The organism is Ensifer sp. D2-11, from assembly GCF_054161295.1.
The window spans coordinates 2,038,390-2,058,046 of the sequence record NZ_CP096433.1; the positions used below are offsets into that span (position 1 = coordinate 2,038,390).

The window sequence follows — 19,657 nt, forward strand, 5'->3', positions numbered from 1 at the left end:
AGCATGAGCGAGACGAGCATCGGGCCGGTCGCCCTGACCATGGGCGATCCGGCCGGGATCGGTCCGGATATCACCCTTTCCGTATGGGCGAAGCGGGCCGATCGGCCGACGCCGCCGTTTCTCTATGTAGGCGATCCGGCGGTGCTTGCCGCCCGCGCCAAGCTCCTGGGCCAGACCGTGCCGATATGCGAGACCGATTGTCCCGGGGCCGTCGCCGCTTTCCGGCAGGCGCTGCCCGTTTGGCCGGTCCGCTCCCCCGCCCCCGTGATTCCCGGTAATCCCGATGCGGCAAATGCTTCCGCCGTGACCGATGCGATCGACACCGCCGTCCGGCTCGTGCTGGCGGGAGAAGCGTCCGCCCTCGCCACCAATCCGATTGCCAAGGCAGTGCTCTACGAGGCGGGGTTCCGCTTTCCGGGCCACACCGAATATCTCGCGGACCTCGCTGCGCGCGCAACGGGGGTTGCCGCCTTGCCGGTGATGATGCTGGCAGGACCGAAGCTGCGCGCGGTCCCGGTCACGATCCATATCCCGCTCAAGGACGTTCCAGCCGCGCTGACGCCGGATCTGATCTACGAGACCTGCACGATCACCGCGGCCGACCTCAGGAGCCGCTTCGGCCTGCCGGCGCCGCGCCTGGCGATTGCCGGTCTCAATCCGCATGCGGGCGAAGGCGGCGCGCTCGGCCGCGAGGACGATGCCGTCATCCGGCCGGCCATCGATCGCCTGCGCGCCGAGGGGCTGGACGTCGTCGGACCCTTGCCGGCGGACACCATGTTCCACGATCGCGCGAGAGAGACCTACGACGTCGCCATCTGCATGTATCACGATCAGGCATTGATACCGGCCAAGGCGCTCGGTTTCGATGACAGCGTCAATGTCACGCTGGGCCTGCCCTTCATCAGAACCTCGCCGGATCACGGGACCGCCTTCAGCCTGGCCGGGAAAGGGATCGCGCGCGAGGAAAGCCTTCTTGCGGCCTTGCGGCTTGCAGCAGAACTTGCCCGCAATGCCGGCGGGACGAAGCGCTGATGGCGGCTCTCGACGGTCTGCCGCCGCTACGCGACGTCATCCAGCGGCACGGTCTCGACGCGAAGAAGGCGCTCGGCCAGAATTTCCTCCTCGATCTCAACCTTACCCAGAAGATCGCGCGCACCGCCGGTCCGCTGGAGGACGTGACAGTGATCGAAGTCGGTCCGGGTCCCGGCGGCCTTACACGGGCGATCCTCGCTCTTGGGGCAAAGAAGGTCGTCGCGATCGAGCGCGATTCGCGCTGCCTGCCGGCACTCGCCGAGATCGGCGCCCATTATCCGGGGCGGCTCGACATCATCGAGGGCGACGCACTGAAGGTGGACTTCGAAGCGCTTGCCGGCGGACCGGTGCGCATCATCGCCAATCTTCCCTACAATGTCGGCACACAGCTTCTCGTCAACTGGCTGCTGCCGGGGCACTGGCCGCCCTTCTGGCAATCGATGACGCTGATGTTTCAGCGCGAGGTCGGCCTCAGGATCGTCGCCGGCGCCGATGACGATCACTATGGCAGGCTCGGCGTCCTTTGCGGCTGGCGGACAAAGGCGCGTCTGGCATTCGACGTGCCGCCGCAGGCCTTCACACCGCCGCCCAAGGTGACATCGACGGTCGTCCATCTCGAGCCTGTCGAGGCTCCAATTCCCTGCCCGCCTGCGGTCCTCGAGAAGGTCACCCAGGCAGCCTTCGGCCAACGGCGCAAGATGCTCCGCCAGAGCCTGAAACCCCTCGGTGGCGAGGCGCTGCTTGCAAAGGCGGGCATCGATCCGCAACGCCGCGCGGAAACGTTGACCGTCGAAGAATTTTGCCGATTGGCCAATTGTCTGTAGAGCCGGACGCTTAACCCACCCTCGCCCTCATCTCTGTGCTTGTCACAGAGATCCAGCAGCGCCGCGTCTGCGGTGCGGAAAAGCCTTTCCAGCCCAAGGACTTGGGCTGGCTGGATTCCTGTGACAGGCACAGGAATGAGGGTAGGAGGAGCGGGCGTTACACCCATGTCTGCTGCGGGAAAGCAAGCCCGGCTTATAGGACGTTTCGAGGGGACCGCGCTCTATTCGGCCTTCAGGAATTCGCCGACTTCGAGCAACACGAATTCATTGTCGTCCGCCTTGTCGAGCGAACGCCCGGCGGAGAAGGTCGCGGCAGCGGGATGAGGGGCCGCACCTCGGCGCACGTCCAAGGCCTCTCCATCCGCCTGCCGGCACCTTCTCCCCGCGAGGGGCGAAGGGATAAGCGGCGCGCTCAGAGAGGATTTTCCGTCAGCAGTCCGTTGACGAATTCGAAGAGGCCGGGGCGCCGGTCGCGGCGAAGGCGCTCGGCTTCGACGATCGCCCTGACGGAGGAGAAGGCCCGGTCGAGATCGTCGTTGACCACGATGTAATCGTATTCGCGCCAGTGCTCGATTTCGGCGCGCGAATTGGCGAGCCGCGTCGCGATGACCTCTTCACTATCCTCGGCGCGCCGGTGGAGCCGCGACTGCAGCTCCGCCATGGACGGCGGCAGGATGAAGATCGATACCACGTCGCCCGCCATTTTTTCCTGCAGCTGCTGGGCGCCCTGCCAATCGATGTCGAAGAGCATGTCCCGCCCTTCGCCCATCGCCTTTTCGACGGCGTCACGCGGCGTGCCGTAGTAATTGCCGTGCACTTCGGCCCATTCCAGCAGCGAGTCCGTTGCCCTCAGCGCCTCGAACTCTCGGATCGACTTGAAAAAATAGTGCCGCCCCTCGATCTCGCTCGGCCGCCGCGAACGCGTCGTCACGCTCACTGAAATGCTCAAGTCCGGATCGGCTTCGAGCAGGTTGCGCGCGATCGTAGACTTCCCCGCACCCGAGGGCGAAGAAATCACGAGCATCAGCCCGCGGCGAGCGATCTTGATGGGCGAAACGGTCGCCGGTTTCATATCCTACTCCAGATTCTGAACCTGTTCGCGGAACTGGTCGATCACGACCTTCAATTCGATACCGGCGGCAGACACGGCGGCGGCATTCGATTTCGAACAGATGGTATTCGATTCGCGGTTAAATTCCTGTGCAAGGAAATCGAGCTTGCGTCCGACCGGCCCGCCCTTTGTCAGGAGGTCGCGGGCAGCCGCAATATGCGAGCCCAGCCGGTCGAGTTCCTCCCGAAGATCGGCCTTCGTCGCAAGCAGCGCGACCTCCGCATGCAGCCTTTCGCGGTCGATGCCGGACGCGTTGGCCATGATGACCGAAACCTGCTGCGCCAGCCTGTCGGCGATCGCCTGCGGGCTGCGGGACGGATCGTTTTCGACTACCGCGGTCAGTTTCTCGATGCGATCCACCTGGGCTAGCAACACCTGCCCGAGCGCCTTGCCCTCTTCTTCCCGCATCGTCCGCAGATCGGCGAGCGCGCCTTCCAGGCCGGCGAGTATCTCGGCGTCGCGTTCCGCGCGCTCGTTCTCGCTCTCCTCCGGCTCGCGGAAGTCGACAATGCCGCGAATGGAAAGCAACGTATCGAGTTTGAGCGGCGCCGGATCGATGACATCGCCCAATCGTTCGCGAAGCTTCAGGACGGCGGCGAGTGCTTCCTCGTTGAGAACTGCCTCCGTCGAAGCTTCAGCACCGCTCAGCGAAAGGCCGACCTGCAAGTTCCCTCGCGAGAAATACTGCGAGGCGAGGCGTCGGCAGTCGGGCTCGATACGTTCCAGTCCCGGCGGCAGGCGAAGCCGCATGTCGAGACCTTTGCCGTTGACCGAACGGAGTTCCCAAGCCCAGCGATAGCGTCCGCTGCTCCCCTCTTTCCTGGCAAAGCCGGTCATCGATTGGAGCGGCATCGTTTCCTCCGTTGGCAGTGATTCGATAAAGCACAACGATCTCTGCACCTCCGAGCGGAGGCACGACATTGTCATTGAGGGAAGCACTATGGCGACAGCGCCGAACTCCGCAAGGAATATCCGCGCGGCGGCGAGTCCGTCCACATGAGGCTGAAGCGCGCCGCATCAATGTATGCGACGTGCCTCAGGTTTTGCTTTCGTGCATGTCGTCCCAAACCGCTGCGCGGTTTTTGGCGACATGTATTATTGCTGGGTCCCGGTCTGCGTGACGGCATCCTGTGCAGCCTCGGTGGCCTTGGCCGCCTCCGCTGCCCTTTCCGCCTCGAGCTTGCGCCAGCGCCGCACATTGGCATTGTGCTCGTCGAGCGTCTCCGCGAAGACATGCCCACCGGTGCCGTCGGCGACGAAGTAGAGCTCGGGCGTGCGCGACGGATTGGCGACGGCTTCGAGCGCTGCCCGGCCCGGATTTGCGATCGGCGTCGGCGGCAGGCCTTTGATGAGATAGGTGTTGTACGGCGTCTGCTTGTCGAGGTCGGACCTCAGGATTGCCCGGTCGGCGGGTTTGCCGTCGCCGCCGAAGATACCGTAGATGATCGTCGGATCCGACTGCAGCCTCATGCCTTTTTCCAGGCGATTGATGAACACCGAAGCGACCCGCGGTCGCTCGTCCGCGCGGCCGGTCTCCTTCTCCACGATCGACGCAAGAGTTACGAATTCCTCTATGGTCGATACGGGAAGGTCCGGATCCCGCTTCTCCCAGATCTGCTGCACCAGCGCCTTCTGGGCAGCGGTCATCTGCTTGACGATCTCGTTACGGTCGGTTCCCCGGGTGAACTTGTAGGTGTCCGGCTTGAGGGAGCCTTCGGGCGGCAGCTCCGCCGGCAGATCGCCGACAAGAACCGGGTCGTCGGCAAGCCTGTGGAACATCTGCTTCACGGTCAAACCCTCCGGCAGCGAAACGGAGTAGAGGATCGACTTGCCGGACTTCAGAAGCTCCATGATCTCCTGCATCGATGCATGCGCCTTGATTTCATACTCGCCGGCCTTGAGCGTGTCATTGCTCAGATAGGCTTCCGAAACGAACCGGAATACGCGGCTGTCGGTAATGATCTCGTTGCGCTCCAGGTTGCTGGCGATTTCGCTGATGCCCGCGCCGCTGCGAACGATGAAATTCTTGTTCGCCTCCAGCGGCCCCGGCTTCTCATATTCGTGCATCGCGTAATAGACGGCCCCGGCGGCCGCGAGCGCCACGAAGACGACCACGGTCATGACGAAGTTGAGAAAGATGACGACCTGGCTGCGGGCCTTGCGCGAACGCTTCGGCGGATGGGGAACTCTTTCGGGACGCAGCGCTTCGTTGGCCGACTTCGGAATGATCGGCCCGTTGCTCCCGGTTTCATTGCGGCCGAATTGCACCGCGCTGTTATCGTTTGAGTCGCTCACGATTGTCCCGATTCCGAAATTCGCAACCTTATCAAACCGCCGCCGGTGCGAATTTCGGATTAGACCGGCGACCAGTGAATGTTACGGCGGCCTCTGCGGCTCCGGTGAAGGAGCGGCTGCCCAGCGATGAATATCCTACAATTACCAGATGTGGCTTGCGCGAACATGCCCCTTGGCGGCGTCCCCGAGTCGTCGCCACTCCAGCGACAGCTTGTAGTGAGCATTGCGGCAAAAAGCGGGATCGCGGGTCGATGCAGATCGGAAGATGTGCCCGAATTCCGCTTACCTTGGCAACCCGTTTCGCAACACGCCCGCCCGAGGGATCAATGGCCGGTGTAACGGCGCAGAATCAACGACGCGTTGGTGCCGCCAAAACCGAACGAGTTCGACAGGGCCACATTGATCTCGCGCTTGCGCGCGACATGCGGCACGAGATCGATCTTCGTCTCGACGGAAGGGTTGTCCAGGTTGAGCGTCGGCGGGGCTATATTGTCGCGAATTGCGAGCGCCGAAAAGATGGCTTCGACCGCGCCGGCTGCGCCGAGCAAATGCCCGATGGCCGACTTCGTCGAGGACATGGAGATCCTCGACGCGCTGTCGCCGACCAGCCGTTCGACCGCGCCGAGTTCGATCGTGTCGGCCATCGTCGATGTTCCGTGAGCGTTGATATAGTCGATGTCCGCAGCCGTGACGCCCGCGCGCTTCAGCGCCATCTGCATGCAGCGGTAAGCGCCTTCGCCGTCTTCGGACGGAGCAGTGATGTGGAAGGCGTCGCCGGATAGGCCGTAACCGATCACCTCTGCGTAGATATTGGCACCGCGCGCCTTTGCGTGCTCCAGTTCTTCCAGAACGACGATGCCCGCACCCTCGCCCATGACGAAGCCGTCACGATCGGCGTCATAGGGCCGCGAGGCCTTCTCGGGATTGTCGTTGTGCTGTGTCGAGAGCGCCTTGCAGGCGGCGAATCCTGCGAGCGATATCCGACAGATCGGAGATTCCGTACCACCGGCCACCATCACGTCCGCATCCCCGAGCGCGATCAGCCGGCTGGCGTCGCCGATCGCATGCGCGCCGGTCGAGCAGGCCGTCACGACGGAATGGTTGGGACCCCGCAGCTTGTGGCGGATGGAAACCTGACCGGCTGCGAGATTGATCAGCCGGCCGGGAATGAAGAACGGGGAAATACGCCGCGGGCCCTTGTCGCGCAGGGTGTAACCCGCATCGACGATACCTTCCAGCCCGCCGATGCCGGAGCCGATCAGGACGCCGGTCGAAATCTGGTCTTCGTCGCTTTCGGGTTTCCAGCCGGCATCCGCCAGCGCCATGTCGGCAGCGGCCATCGCATAGACGATGAAAGGATCGACCTTGCGCTGTTCCTTGGGCTCCATCCAGTCGTCGGCATTGAACGTGCCGTCGCTGCCATCGCCGAAGGGAATGCGGCAGGCAATCTTGGCGGGAAGGTCCTCGACCTCGAACTCGGTGACCTTGCGGGCCGCGTTGTCGCCGGCCAGAAGACGCGCCCAGCTGACTTCGGTTCCGCAACCCAGAGGAGATACCATGCCGGTACCGGTGATAACGACACGTCTCATACCCGTGACCCACCCTGACTGTTCAATTCAACCGCCGGACCGGACCACGCGACGATCGCGACCCGCGCATGCATTGCAAATCTCATTACAGCGTCGTGAAGACGCGCAAAGGTCGCTGTGACCTTATGGTTCCTTGCATTTTCTTGTCCCTGGACGGACTCCTATCAGGATACATGCAGTAGTGACGACCAGAGGGAAAGGCGGGACGCTTTGCCGATCGCAACCCGCAGTGCATGCGGGCCAGCCCACTGCCCCAGGGCTGAACGGGCCGCGAGTGCGGCCCGCCAATGACTCAAGCCAAAAGGTCAGGCCTGGGCTTTCTCGATGAACTTGACGGCGTCGCCAACGGTGAGGATCGAATCTGCTGCGTCGTCCGGGATTTCGACACCGAATTCTTCTTCGAATGCCATGACCAGTTCGACGGTGTCGAGCGAGTCCGCGCCGAGGTCATCGATGAAGCTTGCGCCTTCGCTGACCTTTTCGGCGTCGACGCCAAGATGATCAATAACAATTTTCTTCACGCGTTCTGCGATATCGCTCATGTCGGAGTTCCTCGACCTTATGTTTCTCTACGGCGCTGTTACCGGCACCGGCACTCTATCACGCCTGATAGACCAAGTTGGTCCAACGGGCAATCCATCCAACCGAAACCGCGGAAACCCAGGGCAGCAAGAGCTGCCGGACACCTGGCCGGAACGGTCGACTGCGCGCAGTCATGGCCCGATTAACACGGTTTATGCCTGCCGCAAAGGGCGAAAATGCCCGTTATTCCCTTGGTCAACATTGAATTTCAGGCATTTGGCACAAACAAACGAAGAGGCTGATCGGAGGTCGCGGCACAGGCCGAAGCCCAAGGAGCCGCACACTCCATCGCCTCGTCAGATCATCGCCATGCCGCCGTTGACGTGGATCGTCTGACCGGTGACATATCCCGCTTCGTTAGAAGCGAGATAGGCCACGGCGGAGGCGACTTCCGCTCCGCTTCCCATCCGCCGCATCGGGATCGCAGACATGATCCCTTCCTTCTGCTTGTCGTTCAGCTTGCCCGTCATCGCGCTTTCGATGAAGCCCGGGGCGACGCAGTTGACCGTGACGTTGCGGGTGGCGATTTCCTGTGCAAGCGACTTGGAGAAGCCGATCATGCCCGCCTTCGAGGCGCAGTAATTCGCCTGCCCCGGATTGCCGGTGACACCGACGACCGAGGTTATGTTGACGATGCGGCCGAAGCGACGGCGCATCATCGGATGCGTGAGCTCGCGCGTCAGCCGGAACACGGCCGTGAGATTGACTTCGATGACGTTGTCCCAGTCCTCGTCGCTCATGCGGACGAAGAGCCCGTCCTTGGTAATGCCGGCATTGTTGACGAGGATATCGACGCCGCCGAGATCGGCTTCCGCCTTCTCTCCGAGCGCCTTGACTTCCGCGCGGTCGGAGAGATTTGCCGGGAATATCTGAACCCGCTCGCCGAGGGTGTTGGCAAGCGTTTCGAGCTTCTCGACGCGGGTACCATGGAGTCCGACGACGGCGCCCTGGGCATGCAGCATGCGGGCGATTTCCTCGCCGATACCACCGGAAGCGCCGGTAACGAGAGCCTTGCGGCCTGAAAGATCGAACATGGATTTCTCCTTATAGTAGGGCGCTCAGGCCAAGAGGACGGCAAGCGCCGCATCGATATCGGCGGGCGAATTGACGGCGATGCCCGTGACGGTCTTGTCGATCCTCCGGGCAAGTCCCGTCAGGACCTTGCCCGAGCCGATCTCGTAAAGCGTCGTCACTTCATGGGCCGCAAACCACTCGACCGTCTCGCGCCAGCGCACCTGCCCGGTCACCTGCTCGACAAGCAGGCGCGCGATCTCGCCCGCATCGCTTACCGGCGCAGCAAGCACGTTCGCGACGACCGGAACCACGGGATCGCGCTTCTCGACCGTCGCGAGCGCCTTGCGCATGGCCTCGGCGGCCGGCGTCATCAAGGCGGAATGGAAGGGGGCGGACACGGGCAGCATAAGCGCGCGCTTGGCACCCTTTTCCGAAGCGAGGGCCGCGGCCTTCTCCACAGCAGGCTTCTCGCCCGAGATCACCAGCTGGCCGCCGCCGTTGTCGTTGGCGATCTGGCACGAGCCGAACGATGATGCGTCACGGCAGACCGCTTCGACATCGTCATGCTCCAGACCGATGATCGCCGCCATCGCGCCCTTGCCGACGGGGACGGCCGCCTGCATCGCATTGCCGCGAATGCGCAGAAGACGCGCCGTGTCGGCGAGCGAGAACGTACCGGCGGCACAGAGCGCCGAATACTCCCCGAGCGAGTGGCCCGCGACGAAGGAAACCTTGCTCTTGAGGTCGAGGCCCTTGGCCTCGAGCACGCGGATTACCGCCATGGACACTGCCATCAGCGCCGGTTGCGCATTCGCCGTCAGCGTCAGCGTCTCCTCAGGCCCGTTCCACATGATGTCGGAAAGCTTTTCGCCGAGCGCGTCGTCGACCTCGGCAAAGACAGCCGCGGCCTCCGGAAAGGCTTCGGCCAGATCCTTGCCCATGCCCACGGCCTGGCTGCCCTGGCCGGGGAACGTGAATGCGATGCTCATCAAGAGTGCCCCTTCCCTGGATCGCGGCTGGCTCGGAGCAACCAAATAGCCGTGATCGTTTCAATTGCGCGAGCAGGTGCAGATGAACCGCCCGGACCCTGCTGCCGCCGCGTATTTTCCTCTCCATTCACATTCCTGAACAGCAAGTCAAGCGCGGAAGCCGCGCTTGGCCGGTTGCTTACGGTCTTTTGCCCTTGATCTTCGCCAATCAAGGCTTAAGTTTGCCCCGCTTTGCCGCCGCGTCGTTCCGGAACTTCCCGGGCTGCGGCCAACCGTCATTTCCAAGGCGGAGCGCCTTCCTCCCATGGCGCGAACCCGCTCCACAAGGAACGTCATGCGCTACAACAAACTCGGCCGCACCGGCATCAAGGTTTCGTCCATCTGCCTCGGAACGATGACGTGGGGCTCGCAGAACACGCCGGCCGAAGCCCACGAACAGCTCGATTATGCTTTCGACCGCGGCGTCAACTTCATCGATACCGCCGAACTCTATCCGACCACGCCGCTTTCAGCGGAGACCTACGGCAACACCGAGCGCATCATCGGCGATTGGCTGGCTGCGCGCGGCCGACGCGACGACGTGGTGGTTGCAACCAAGGTCGCCGGCTCCGGCCGTGCCTACATCCGCAATGGCGGCCCGGTCACCCCGGAAGGAATCGGCGAGGCAGTCGATGGGAGCCTCGCGCGGCTCAAAACCGACTATATCGACCTTTATCAGCTGCACTGGCCCAATCGCGGTCATTACCACTTCAGAAACGCCTGGTCCTATGACCCCTCCCACCAGAACAAGGAGGAGGTTACGGCTGATCTCAAGGCCATTCTGGACAAGCTCGGCGAACTCGTCAAAGCGGGCAAAATCCGCGCTGTCGGCCTTTCGAACGATACGGCCTGGGGCGCGATGAAGATGATCGACCTCGCCAACAGATACGGCTTCCCGCGCGTCGCGACGATCCAGAACGAGTACAATCTGCTCTACCGCAGCTACGATCTCGACCTCGCGGAAGTGTCGCACCACGAAGATATCGGCCTGCTCGCCTATTCGCCGCTGGCGGCCGGGCTCTTGAGCGGAAAATATCTGGACGGTGCCAGGCCGGCCGGATCCCGCCTGTCGATCAACGGCGACCTCGGCGGCCGCTACACGCCGCATCAGGAGCCCGCCGTTGCCGCCTATGCCGCACTCGCCCGCGAACACGGTCTTGACCCGGCCCAGATGGCAATCGCCTTCTGTCTCACGCGCCCCTTCATGGCCTCGGCCATCATCGGCGCCACGTCGATGGAGCAGCTGAAGAACGACCTCGGCGCCGCCGACGTCACTCTTTCCCAGGACGTGATGAACGGCATCCGGCGCCTGCATCGGCTCTATCCGGCGCCGATCTGAAACACTCTCGCGCCGGAGCGGCGGCTTCATGCCGCCATCTGGCGGCAGCTCTCGGCACACCGCCTGCAGGCGTCGACGCAATCGCCCATGTCGCCGATGCGTTCGCAATCGTCCGCGCATTCCGCGCAGATCTCGGCGCACTCGCCGCACAGGTGCTTGTGGTGCGGCGTGCCAAGCAGCATGAAATGCGCCGCGTCCCTGCAAATCTCCGCGCAGGCCATCATCAGCCGGAAGTGCGGCGGCTTGGTATGCTCGCCGCCGGCTTCGAGGCAATGAGTCATCGCCGTCGAAAGGCAGACGCGATAACAGGCAAGACAATTCTCGATGCATTCCTGCATCTTCGGATCGAAGGGGGCCATTTTCTTCTCCCGGATGGGTGGAAGTCCACTCAACAGCGCAAGGGCGCTTTTGTTCCGGCTGAGAATACCTGCTCGTGCGCGTCGCGAATCCCCGCTTGCCACAAGGAAACGGCTCCTTGCAGCTGCCGCTGGTCACGCAAGCAGCCCCCTAAGGCGCGCTGCGACGACTGCGGATGCGCGCGATGAAGCCTTCGATATCGTCCTTGGAGTAGCCTAGCAACGTGCCGTCCAGGCGATGTAAATCATCCGCAGAGAAGACGGATCGGAACGCTGGATCATGTATGTGCTGTCGGACGAACAGCATTAGCTTCGCCCGCCATTCCTCCGTCGGCAGGCAATATATCCGCGTCTCAAATCGGTCCCCATCCAGGCGTTGGGAGAACTTCAAGACTCTGCCTGATTGAACATAAGGCTCGAAGTCGACGTCCCCTACAGCCTCCGGCGTCATGTTGTCCTCCGCAGAAAACAACGCCAGTGGCTTGACACCTTGCAGCATGAGTTCGAGTTCTTTGCCGTTGTGGGGTCCAATAGCGGGGTCCCTCATTCTTCTCCCTCCAATTCACTAATGGCAGTATCCGCACAATAGAGTCAGCCAAAGAGGAAAGCGTGCACTTTACCGATCCCCGCTACGCAGCAGATCTGGCCAATCCTGCGAAGGCGGCTTGCATTTCGGCAGAAAACCCGTATAAGCGCGCTGTTCGAAACGCCCGGTCTTCTGGCTGGTGGCTGAACGGAGGGCCGGTTTCCATTCGGAAGCCGCGAGGAATGTAAAGGCATTCCGGCCTCCCGTGTCTCCGCTCTCGACCGTCTCGATACAACACTTTCTTGCCGGCTCTCATAGCCTTTAAGAACAGTCGTTGAGGCTTAGCCGCCGAGGTCCGGGCTGATTAACGCAAGAAAGGCAAGCCACAATGGCTCTTTATGAACACGTATTCCTCGCTCGGCAGGACATCACGCCGCAGCAGGTCGACGCTCTCGTCGAGCAGTACAAGGGTGTAATCGAAGCGAACGGCGGCAAGGTCGGTCGGGTCGAAAACTGGGGCCTGAAGTCCCTCACCTACCGCATCAAGAAGAACCGCAAGGCTCACTACGTCCTCATGGACATCGATGCCCCGGCACCGGCCGTGCACGAAGTCGAGCGTCAGATGCGCATCAACGAAGACGTCCTGCGCTACATGACGATCGCCGTCGGCAAGCACGAGGAAGGCCCGTCCGCGATGATGCAGAAGCGCGACCGCGACGATCGCCCGCGCCGCGACGGCGACCGTCCGGACCGTGGTGGGTTTGGCGACCGTGGTCCGCGTCCGGACCGTGGCGACCGCGATGACCGTCCGCGCCGCCCGCGCGAAGACCGCGCTTAACAAGAAGCTTTAGGAGATAAAGACAATGGCTGAAGTTTCTTCCGCTCCGGTACGCCGTCCGTTCCACCGTCGCCGCAAGACCTGCCCCTTCTCGGGTGCAAACGCTCCGCGGATCGACTACAAGGACGTCCGTCTCCTGCAGCGCTACATTTCCGAGCGCGGCAAGATCGTGCCCTCGCGCATCACGGCCGTTTCCCAGAAGAAGCAGCGCGAACTCGCCCAGGCGATCAAGCGCGCCCGCTTCCTCGGCCTGCTGCCCTACATCGTATCGTAAGGCGGCCGGCGCTCCGTCGATCGGCTGACTCGACGGAAACCAGCTTCGATCGAGGCGCTTTCTCAAGGGTGCCTCGATTCCTCCCTTCCGCGGTGGGCGCGGATCGGAAACGCGCCGGAACGGCGCACAAATCCCATGTTGGGGCAATGGCCGGATGGCCGCCCCTAACTGCCTCTCAAGCAGGACAGCGAACGTGAAGAACTGGAACAGGACATCGCTGCTGACCGGCGTTCTCGCCGGCATTACCGCCGCCCTCTTGTCGATGGGCGCGAATACGCAGTCGTCTCTTGCGATCGTTCTCTACGCCGCCTCCGCGCTGCCGATCCTGATTGCGGGTCTCGGTTGGGGAAACGCCGCCGCCATCGCTGCCATCGTGGTCGCGGGCGGGGCAGCAGTGGCACTCGTGTCACCCTATTTCGCACTGCTGATCGTCGTCGTGACGCTCGTCCCGGCCGGCTGGCTCAGCCACCTCTCCAATCTTGCGCGCCCGGCTTCCGAACTCGGCGGTCCCGAGGGTTCACTCGCCTGGTATCCGCTCTCCGACATCCTCGTGCATCTTGCCGGACTGGTGACGGTCGGCATGGTCATCGTCGGCTACATTGTCGGGTACGACTCGAGCGTCTCCGACATCATGGTCGACATGGTGATCGAGGCGGTGAAGGCGCAGGAACCGCTCTACAATCCGGATGCCGCGGCGATCGCTCAGCTCAAGTCGATATTCACGCTGGCGCTGCCGCTCGTGCAGGGTGCGATCTGGGTATTGATGTTGTTCGCCGCCTACTACCTCGCGACCCGCATCGTACAGCTATCCGGCAAGGCGCTTCGGCCGCGGGAGGACGTTCCCTCGTCGCTCAGGATGCACCGCAACGCCATCTTCGTTTTTCTCGGCGGCCTGGCCCTCACCTTCTTCGGCGGTGCGCCGGCTGTGATAGGTGCGCTCGTCTGCGGCACCTTTGGCGCCGGCTTCCTGCTCTCGGGCTTCGCCTCCTTCCATTTTCGCACGCGCGGCAAGTCCTGGCGGCTTCCCGTGCTGTGGATCGCATACCTGTCGGTATTCGTCTTCACGATTCCGGCTTTCTTCTTCCTCCTGTCCGGTCTGATCGATACGCGCCGCGCCATCGCACTCACGCCCACGGGAAAAAACTGACCAACGAAACAAAACAAAACTGAAAGGAAATCAAAATGGAAGTCATTCTCCTCGAACGCATCGCCAAGCTCGGTCAGATGGGCGAAACCGTAAAGGTTCGCGACGGCTTCGCGCGCAACTACCTGCTGCCGCTCGGCAAGGCGCTCCGCGCCAATGCCGCCAACAAGGCGCGTTTCGAATCCGAGCGCTCGACGCTCGAAGCCCGTAACCTCGAGCGCAAGTCGGAAGCCCAGAAGGTCGCCGATTCGCTTGACGGCAAGTCCTTCATCATCGTCCGTTCCGCTGGCGAGACCGGCCAGCTTTACGGCTCGGTTGCCGCCCGCGACATCGTCGAGACGCTGGCTGCCGAAGGCTTCAACATCAACCGGAACCAGGTCGACCTCAACCAGCCGATCAAGGCTATCGGCCTGCACAAGGTCACGCTGCACCTGCACGGGGAAGTCGACGTGGCGATTGAAATCAACGTTGCCCGTTCGGCCGAAGAAGCCGAGCGCCAGGCCAAGGGCGAAAGCCTGACCTCGGCCGACGCCATCTACGGCGTGGACGAAGACGCGCTGAAGCCGGAAGACTTCTTCAACCCGGAAGCCGAGCTCGAGTCCGAAGAAGAATAAGACCCAAGCGGACTTCAAGGAAAGAAGCCCGGATCGGATCCGGGCTTTTTGTTTGCGGGCAATTCCTCGCGGAACCTGGAATTGCTCTATCCGGCGGACGCGATTGCCGCCTGCGGTTCGGCCGCCTTGTCGACCCTCACCACGACCGAGAGCCCGGGAGCAAGGCGATCGGCCATCGGCTGTTCGGGGTCGACGGCGATGCGCACGCCGAGACGTTGCGCCACCTTGGTGAAATTGCCGGTGGCGTTATCCGGCCGGATGATGCTGAATTCCGATCCTGCAGCGGGAGAGAAGCGCTCGATGTGGCCTCTCAGCACCTGCCGGTTCAAGGCGTCGACTGAAATGGTGACGGGCTGACCAACCCTCATTCCGTCAAGCTGCGTCTCCTTGAAATTGGCGACGATCCAGACCTCGTGCGGCACGACCGAAAGCAGCTGCGTGCCGGCGGTGACATATTGTCCGACACGGGCGCCGATCTCGCCGAGCCTGCCGGCACGCGGCGCAACGATCCTGGTGTTGTCGAGGTCGATCTCGGCGAGCTCCACGGCCGCCTCTGCGCCGGCTACCGAACCCTCGAGGCCGGCGCGGGCGCCGAGCGTCGTCGCAAGCGACTGGCGCGAAACCTCGAGATTGGCGATCGCCTGCTTGACGCCCGCGTCCGCCTGCTCGAAGGCCGCCCGGGCCTGGTCGGCGTCGCTCCGCGTCGCGACACCTTTGTCGGCGAGCGGACGAATGCGGTCCCAGGTGGCTCTCGCCGTTGCCAGAGCCGCTTTGGCCCCGTCGAGCTGGGCCTCGCTCGCAGCGATTCCGGCCTTTGCCGACAGCTCCTGTTCGAACGAGTTCGCCAGCGCCGACCGTTGTGTCGCGAGTGTCGCTTTTGCCTGCGCAAGCTTCTGGACGTAAATCCGGTCATCGATCCTGACGAGGAGCTGACCGGCCCTCACCTCCTCGTAGTCACGCACCGGCACCTCCGCGACATAGCCGGAAAGTTGCGGGCTGATGGTCGTGACATAGCCGCGGACATAGGCGTTCTCCGTGGTTTCGACGGAGCTCGCGAAGGGCGGCAGACGCCAGGCGTAGAGGACGAGCGAAAGACCGGCGAGGCCGGCAAGAAGAACGATAAGCGTGGTGGGAGAGCGGAAATTTTTCAGCATGATAACGACTTCATTGTTCAAGATGTGGCCGCCGGTACGATGTCGGGATCGTGCCTGGCGAGCCGTTTGACTGCGATTTGGATGAGCAGCACCGCGAGCGCGAAAAGCGCTATGATCGCCGCCAACAGGAAGGCATCGTTGTAGGCGAGGATGTTGGCCTCGCGGGTGATCGTCTGTCCGAGCAGGGCCACGCCCTCCCCGTTCAGCAACGCCCTGTCGCCGATTGCCTTCGCGTAGGCGCCCGACAACTGCCCAATGCGCTGCGCGACCAGAGGATTGCTCAGAACGATCTGCTCGGCCAGAATGTTGGCGTGGAACTTTTCCCGCAGTGTCACGAAGGTTCCGAAGGCGGCCGAGCCCATCAGGCCGCCGATGCTTTGGGTGAAGAGAAAGACGACGATGAAGCTCAGGATGTAGCTGGGGCCTTTCGCGAGTGCCGCCGTGAAACCGCGGGCCATGGCCGGCGGCAGGAAAAGGGCCGTGCCGGCGGCGACCAGCGCCTGGCTCGCATACATCTGTTCCGGACGCGTGAGGCTCGTGGCATGGCTGTCCATATAGGCGCCGGCGGCGAGCATGCTGAGGGCGAGCACATGGACGATGTCCGCATGGCCCGGCTTCATCAGCGCCGCACAAAGCAATCCGCCCCCCACCGATGCAGCCAGGATGATCCAGTAAAGCGTCGCAAGCTGATCGTACTGCAGGCCGAGCAATTGGTAGAAGTTGGTGGCGATCGCCGACTGTTCGGAAGCGACGAGGCGGAAGATCAACAATACGGCGGCAAAATGCACGATCTCCCGCGAGGCCAGCCACCGTATGTCGATCAAGGGTTGCTCGCGACTGAGCTCGATCAATATCACGGCCGTGAGGGTCACGACCGACAAGGCGAGCAGCATGCCGAGCCAGGGTGCCTCGAACCACCAGTAGAGCCTCCCCATCACAAGAACGACGGCAACGCAGCCGAATCCGACGGCGAGCAGCAGGTAGCTGAGGATGTCGGTACGCTGGATGACCTTGGCATGGGGCACCGGCGTCAGCGGCAGCAGATAGATGATCGGCAATGCCATCAGCGCGAGCGCCATCTCGAGCGTGTACAGCCCATGCCATTGTCCGATCTCGATGAGCTCAGGCGAGATCAGCCGCGTGATCGGAGCGGCCAAGGTCGTGCATGTCAGGGCGAGCGCGATGCCGACCGTCAGCTTTCTCGCCGGCGGAAAGGCTTCCAGCATGTAGAGGAAGCCGAGCGTCGACATCGGCGCGGCCGCAATGCCGCTGATGAAGCGGACGACGACCGCCGAATGAAGGTCCGAGACGAAGACGTTCATCAGTGAAGCGATGACGAATCCGACTATGCCGATCTCTGCGAAGCGGCGCAGCCCATACTGGGCGCGGATCTTCACGAGAGCGGCCGAAAGGCTGACATTCGGCGCCATATAGGCAGCGGCAAGCCAGGCAGCCTCCACCGACGTGGCCGAAAGCGATCCCTGAACCTGCGCAAGATTGGCCGACGCCAGATTCATGCCAAGCCCCTGCGTCAGAAAGAGGAGAACGGAGCCGCCGATATAGAGAGCCGATTTGCCGATACGCATCGGGTCGGGAGCGGCAACGGCATTCATCGGTCGCCACTCCGCCCGATCGACTGGATGTTCGTCGCGATCTTGGAGACGACCTTCAGCGCGACGGCGATTTCCTGCGGCTGCAGCCCGCCCAGAACCTCTTCGCGGATGTCGCTCGCGAGCTTCTGGATCTCATCCGCCACGGAGCGGCCGACGTCCGTCATGTGAATCTGCTTCGCACGCCGGTCGGACAGCTCGACCCGGCGCTCGATGAACCCCTGCTTTTCCATGCCGTCGAGAAGACGAACGATGGTCGGCGTCTCGATGTCGAGCTCTTCGGCCAGCTCGCGTTGATTGAGGCCTTCTTTCCTGGCAAGCGCGAACAGCATCCGCGCACGCGGCAGCGTCAGGCCGCGCTCCTTCACCCGTGCGTCGAACACCGACCTCAGCTTGCGATTGACTGTCGCAAGCGCGTCGAACAGTTGACGATTGTCGCTTGATTTCGGCATTTAGTATCATTTCCATATTACTAGTATGCTAACTATCTGAATACTATTTAATCCGCCCATGGACAATTTTCAAGAGGCCTGTCGAGGACGCAGAGATGCGAATCAGGTAGTTTTATCGATAGCCACGGCGTCAACCAGCATCGCGTGAGAATGTATTTTTTTACAACTTCTCCCTTGTCCCCCTGTGGATCAGTCGAACAACGGGCAAAGGCGATGGGCGGGGTTGTATGGCACGCCACTGTTGCGTGCCTGCACTAGACGCGGCGCGCAACAGTCAGCAAACCGGGTGCCTCACGGGATCATAAGCGGAAACGGAAAACGATGAACGACGCAGCGCGAAAGCTCGCCCCTTTGGCCAAGGATCAGGCGGAACAGCACTATCGCGAGGCGCCGAACAATCTGGAAGCGGAGCAGGCCCTGCTCGGCGCCATTCTCGTCAATAACGACGCCTTCTACCGCGTCTCGGATTTCCTGAAACCCGTACACCTTTATGAGCCGTTGCATCGCAGGATCTTCGAGATCTCCGGCGAAATCATCCGCATGGGCAAGACTGCCAACCCGGTGACGGTCAAGACCTTCCTCAAGGCCGACGAAAAGGTCGGCGACCTGACGGTTGCACAATATCTCGCGCGCCTTGCCGCCGAAGCCGTGTCCATCATCAATGCGGAGGACTACGGCCGCGCGATCTACGACCTGGCGCTCCGCCGATCGCTGATCACCATCGGTGAAGACATGGTGAACATCGCCTATGACGCACCGCTCGACATGCCGCCGCAGAGCCAGATCGAGGACGCCGAACGGCGGCTGTTCGAACTCGCTGAAACAGGGCGCTACGATGGCGGCTTCCAATCGTTCAATGATGCGGTAGCGCTCGCGATCGACATGGCCGGACAGGCGTTCGAGCGGGACGGTCATCTCTCCGGCATTTCCACCGGGATCCATTCCCTCGACGGGAAGATGGGCGGACTCCAGCGATCGGACCTGATCATCCTCGCCGGCCGTCCGGGCATGGGCAAGACCTCGCTCGCGACGAACATCGCCTACAACATCGCCGCCGCCTACGAGCCGGAAGTACAGCCCGACGGCTCCTTCAAGGCCAAGAACGGCGGCGTGGTCGGCTTCTATTCGCTCGAAATGTCGTCCGAACAGCTCGCCACCCGTATCATCTCGGAGCAGACCGAGGTCTCCTCCTCGAAGATCCGCCGCGGTGATATTTCGGAGGCGGATTTCGAGAAGCTCGTCGCCTGCTCCCAGATGATGCAGAAAGTGCCGCTTTATATCGACCAGACCGGCGGTATCTCGATCGCCCAGCTTGCCGCGCGCGCTCGCCGATTGAAGCGGCAGCGCGGCCTCGACGTGCTCGTGGTCGACTACATCCAGCTCATGACCGGTTCGAAGAAGTCCGGCGAAAATCGAGTACAGGAAATCACCGAGATCACCACCGGCCTCAAGGCGCTCGGCAAGGAGCTGAACGTGCCGATCATCGCGCTTTCGCAGCTCTCGCGCGCGGTGGAAAGCCGCGAGGACAAGCGGCCGCAGCTCTCCGACCTGCGTGAATCGGGCTCGATCGAACAGGACGCCGACGTCGTCCTCTTCGTGTTCCGCGAGGAATATTACGTGAAGAACATGGAACCGCGCGACGAATTCGATCCGAAATACGAAGAGTGGAAGATGCAGATGGAGAAGGTGAAGGGCACGGCCGACGTGATCATCGCCAAGCAGCGCCACGGACCGACCGGCACCGTCAAGCTCGCCTTCCAGTCGGAATTCACGCGCTTCTCGGATCTCGCCGATCCGTCGTTCACGCAGTACGAGCATTGACAGGCTGTTTGCGGCCCCTCATCCCGCTGCCGCGACAAGGATTGAGACGGCGCC

The 19,657-nt window shown here is 62.5% G+C and carries 21 protein-coding genes; 8 read left to right on the forward strand and 13 right to left on the reverse strand.

Features of this window, described 5'->3' with window-relative positions; all coding sequences use genetic code 11:
• Positions 1-3: 3 nt before the first annotated feature.
• Together pdxA and rsmA are read left to right on the forward strand one after the other, a co-directional pair.
• A complete protein-coding gene (gene pdxA / locus M1D34_RS09865; RefSeq protein WP_498778875.1) occupies positions 4-1,032 on the forward strand; it encodes a 4-hydroxythreonine-4-phosphate dehydrogenase PdxA in 1,029 nt (342 codons plus the stop codon).
• Positions 1,032-1,856 carry a 16S rRNA (adenine(1518)-N(6)/adenine(1519)-N(6))-dimethyltransferase RsmA gene (gene rsmA / locus M1D34_RS09870; RefSeq protein WP_027990384.1) on the forward strand — a complete coding sequence of 275 codons (825 nt, stop codon included), beginning with the start codon at positions 1,032-1,034 and terminating at the stop codon, positions 1,854-1,856. The genes pdxA and rsmA overlap by 1 nt, the downstream gene beginning before the upstream one ends.
• Positions 1,857-2,077: 221 nt before the next feature.
• Here the strand turns inward: rsmA and M1D34_RS09875 are convergent, their stop codons facing one another.
• From M1D34_RS09875 to fabD, 8 genes are all read right to left on the reverse strand, one after another.
• On the reverse strand, positions 2,078-2,206 hold the full coding sequence (locus M1D34_RS09875; protein WP_003531656.1) for a hypothetical protein: 129 nt from the start codon (positions 2,204-2,206) through the stop codon (positions 2,078-2,080).
• 62 nt (positions 2,207-2,268) lie between these two features.
• Positions 2,269-2,928 carry a guanylate kinase gene (gmk, locus tag M1D34_RS09880; protein ID WP_003531657.1) on the reverse strand — a complete coding sequence of 220 codons (660 nt, stop codon included), beginning with the start codon at positions 2,926-2,928 and terminating at the stop codon, positions 2,269-2,271.
• A 3-nt stretch (positions 2,929-2,931) separates the two neighbouring features.
• Entirely contained in the window at positions 2,932-3,819 is an 888-nt protein-coding gene (locus M1D34_RS09885) for a YicC/YloC family endoribonuclease (RefSeq protein WP_027990383.1), read from the reverse strand.
• Positions 3,820-4,062: 243 nt separating this feature from the next.
• The gene (mltG, locus tag M1D34_RS09890; RefSeq protein WP_010969070.1) at positions 4,063-5,262 is read right to left on the reverse strand and encodes an endolytic transglycosylase MltG; all 1,200 of its coding nucleotides are present in this window, start codon (positions 5,260-5,262) and stop codon (positions 4,063-4,065) included.
• 323 nt (positions 5,263-5,585) lie between these two features.
• A complete protein-coding gene (gene fabF, locus M1D34_RS09895) occupies positions 5,586-6,851 on the reverse strand; it encodes a beta-ketoacyl-ACP synthase II (protein WP_498778877.1) in 1,266 nt (421 codons plus the stop codon).
• Positions 6,852-7,156: 305 nt separating this feature from the next.
• A complete protein-coding gene (locus M1D34_RS09900; protein ID WP_003531676.1) occupies positions 7,157-7,393 on the reverse strand; it encodes an acyl carrier protein in 237 nt (78 codons plus the stop codon).
• 336 nt (positions 7,394-7,729) lie between these two features.
• Positions 7,730-8,467: a 3-oxoacyl-[acyl-carrier-protein] reductase gene (fabG, locus tag M1D34_RS09905; protein ID WP_003531678.1), complete on the reverse strand. Its 738-nt coding sequence runs from the start codon at positions 8,465-8,467 to the stop codon at positions 7,730-7,732.
• 24 nt (positions 8,468-8,491) lie between these two features.
• A complete protein-coding gene (gene fabD / locus M1D34_RS09910; protein WP_027990381.1) occupies positions 8,492-9,436 on the reverse strand; it encodes an ACP S-malonyltransferase in 945 nt (314 codons plus the stop codon).
• Positions 9,437-9,770: 334 nt separating this feature from the next.
• Here fabD and M1D34_RS09915 point away from each other — a divergent pair, with 334 nt between their 5' ends.
• Complete coding sequence (locus M1D34_RS09915) at positions 9,771-10,814, forward strand: aldo/keto reductase (RefSeq protein WP_498778881.1); 1,044 nt, start codon at positions 9,771-9,773, stop codon at positions 10,812-10,814.
• A 26-nt stretch (positions 10,815-10,840) separates the two neighbouring features.
• On the opposite strand, the gene M1D34_RS09920 is transcribed toward M1D34_RS09915, so the two are convergent.
• Together M1D34_RS09920 and M1D34_RS09925 are read right to left on the reverse strand one after the other, a co-directional pair.
• The gene (locus tag M1D34_RS09920; RefSeq protein ID WP_010969066.1) at positions 10,841-11,173 is read right to left on the reverse strand and encodes a four-helix bundle copper-binding protein; all 333 of its coding nucleotides are present in this window, start codon (positions 11,171-11,173) and stop codon (positions 10,841-10,843) included.
• Positions 11,174-11,321: 148 nt separating this feature from the next.
• Entirely contained in the window at positions 11,322-11,717 is a 396-nt protein-coding gene (locus tag M1D34_RS09925) for a hemin receptor (protein ID WP_498778882.1), read from the reverse strand.
• A 367-nt stretch (positions 11,718-12,084) separates the two neighbouring features.
• Between M1D34_RS09925 and rpsF the strand changes: the two genes are divergently transcribed.
• From rpsF to rplI, 4 genes are all read left to right on the forward strand, one after another.
• Positions 12,085-12,534, forward strand: coding sequence for a 30S ribosomal protein S6 (gene rpsF / locus M1D34_RS09930; protein ID WP_003531690.1), 450 nt, complete (start codon positions 12,085-12,087; stop codon positions 12,532-12,534).
• A 25-nt stretch (positions 12,535-12,559) separates the two neighbouring features.
• Positions 12,560-12,808, forward strand: a complete 249-nt coding sequence (gene rpsR / locus M1D34_RS09935; protein ID WP_003531693.1) for a 30S ribosomal protein S18 — start codon at positions 12,560-12,562, stop codon at positions 12,806-12,808.
• Between the two features lie 193 nt (positions 12,809-13,001).
• A complete protein-coding gene (locus M1D34_RS09940) occupies positions 13,002-13,955 on the forward strand; it encodes a YybS family protein (protein ID WP_003531695.1) in 954 nt (317 codons plus the stop codon).
• 35 nt (positions 13,956-13,990) lie between these two features.
• The gene (gene rplI, locus M1D34_RS09945; RefSeq protein WP_003531697.1) at positions 13,991-14,566 is read left to right on the forward strand and encodes a 50S ribosomal protein L9; all 576 of its coding nucleotides are present in this window, start codon (positions 13,991-13,993) and stop codon (positions 14,564-14,566) included.
• 86 nt (positions 14,567-14,652) lie between these two features.
• On the opposite strand, the gene M1D34_RS09950 is transcribed toward rplI, so the two are convergent.
• From M1D34_RS09950 to M1D34_RS09960, 3 genes are read right to left on the reverse strand one after another with little or no spacing between them, the layout of a single operon-like run.
• Complete coding sequence (locus M1D34_RS09950) at positions 14,653-15,720, reverse strand: HlyD family secretion protein (protein ID WP_041915060.1); 1,068 nt, start codon at positions 15,718-15,720, stop codon at positions 14,653-14,655.
• 17 nt (positions 15,721-15,737) lie between these two features.
• Positions 15,738-17,333 (reverse strand): MFS transporter, encoded by a 1,596-nt coding sequence (locus M1D34_RS09955; protein WP_127541824.1) that lies wholly within the window; start codon positions 17,331-17,333, stop codon positions 15,738-15,740.
• Positions 17,330-17,782, reverse strand: a complete 453-nt coding sequence (locus tag M1D34_RS09960) for a MarR family winged helix-turn-helix transcriptional regulator (RefSeq protein WP_127541825.1) — start codon at positions 17,780-17,782, stop codon at positions 17,330-17,332. Before M1D34_RS09960 ends, M1D34_RS09955 begins: the two co-directional genes overlap by 4 nt.
• Before the next feature lie 321 nt (positions 17,783-18,103).
• On the opposite strand from M1D34_RS09960, the gene M1D34_RS09965 reads away from it, so the two are divergent.
• Positions 18,104-19,603: a replicative DNA helicase gene (locus tag M1D34_RS09965; protein ID WP_127541826.1), complete on the forward strand. Its 1,500-nt coding sequence runs from the start codon at positions 18,104-18,106 to the stop codon at positions 19,601-19,603.
• The last annotated feature ends 54 nt before the right edge of the window (positions 19,604-19,657 follow it).

Bases quoted from the DNA above. Each gene is read 5' to 3' on its own strand.
- fabD (WP_027990381.1), bottom strand. From the start codon at position 9,436: ATGAGCATCGCATTCACGTTCCCCGGCCAGGGCAGCCAGGCCGTGGGC.
- rsmA (WP_027990384.1), top strand. From the start codon at position 1,032: ATGGCGGCTCTCGACGGTCTGCCGCCGCTACGCGACGTCATCCAGCGG.
- M1D34_RS09950 (WP_041915060.1), bottom strand. From the start codon at position 15,720: ATGCTGAAAAATTTCCGCTCTCCCACCACGCTTATCGTTCTTCTTGCC.
- gmk (WP_003531657.1), bottom strand. From the start codon at position 2,928: ATGAAACCGGCGACCGTTTCGCCCATCAAGATCGCTCGCCGCGGGCTG.
- fabF (WP_498778877.1), bottom strand. From the start codon at position 6,851: ATGAGACGTGTCGTTATCACCGGTACCGGCATGGTATCTCCTCTGGGT.
- M1D34_RS09900 (WP_003531676.1), bottom strand. From the start codon at position 7,393: ATGAGCGATATCGCAGAACGCGTGAAGAAAATTGTTATTGATCATCTT.
- rpsF (WP_003531690.1), top strand. From the start codon at position 12,085: ATGGCTCTTTATGAACACGTATTCCTCGCTCGGCAGGACATCACGCCG.
- M1D34_RS09915 (WP_498778881.1), top strand. From the start codon at position 9,771: ATGCGCTACAACAAACTCGGCCGCACCGGCATCAAGGTTTCGTCCATC.
- rplI (WP_003531697.1), top strand. From the start codon at position 13,991: ATGGAAGTCATTCTCCTCGAACGCATCGCCAAGCTCGGTCAGATGGGC.
- M1D34_RS09885 (WP_027990383.1), bottom strand. From the start codon at position 3,819: ATGCCGCTCCAATCGATGACCGGCTTTGCCAGGAAAGAGGGGAGCAGC.
- rpsR (WP_003531693.1), top strand. From the start codon at position 12,560: ATGGCTGAAGTTTCTTCCGCTCCGGTACGCCGTCCGTTCCACCGTCGC.
- M1D34_RS09965 (WP_127541826.1), top strand. From the start codon at position 18,104: ATGAACGACGCAGCGCGAAAGCTCGCCCCTTTGGCCAAGGATCAGGCG.
- fabG (WP_003531678.1), bottom strand. From the start codon at position 8,467: ATGTTCGATCTTTCAGGCCGCAAGGCTCTCGTTACCGGCGCTTCCGGT.
- M1D34_RS09920 (WP_010969066.1), bottom strand. From the start codon at position 11,173: ATGGCCCCCTTCGATCCGAAGATGCAGGAATGCATCGAGAATTGTCTT.
- M1D34_RS09955 (WP_127541824.1), bottom strand. From the start codon at position 17,333: ATGAATGCCGTTGCCGCTCCCGACCCGATGCGTATCGGCAAATCGGCT.
- M1D34_RS09925 (WP_498778882.1), bottom strand. From the start codon at position 11,717: ATGAGGGACCCCGCTATTGGACCCCACAACGGCAAAGAACTCGAACTC.
- M1D34_RS09960 (WP_127541825.1), bottom strand. From the start codon at position 17,782: ATGCCGAAATCAAGCGACAATCGTCAACTGTTCGACGCGCTTGCGACA.
- pdxA (WP_498778875.1), top strand. From the start codon at position 4: ATGAGCGAGACGAGCATCGGGCCGGTCGCCCTGACCATGGGCGATCCG.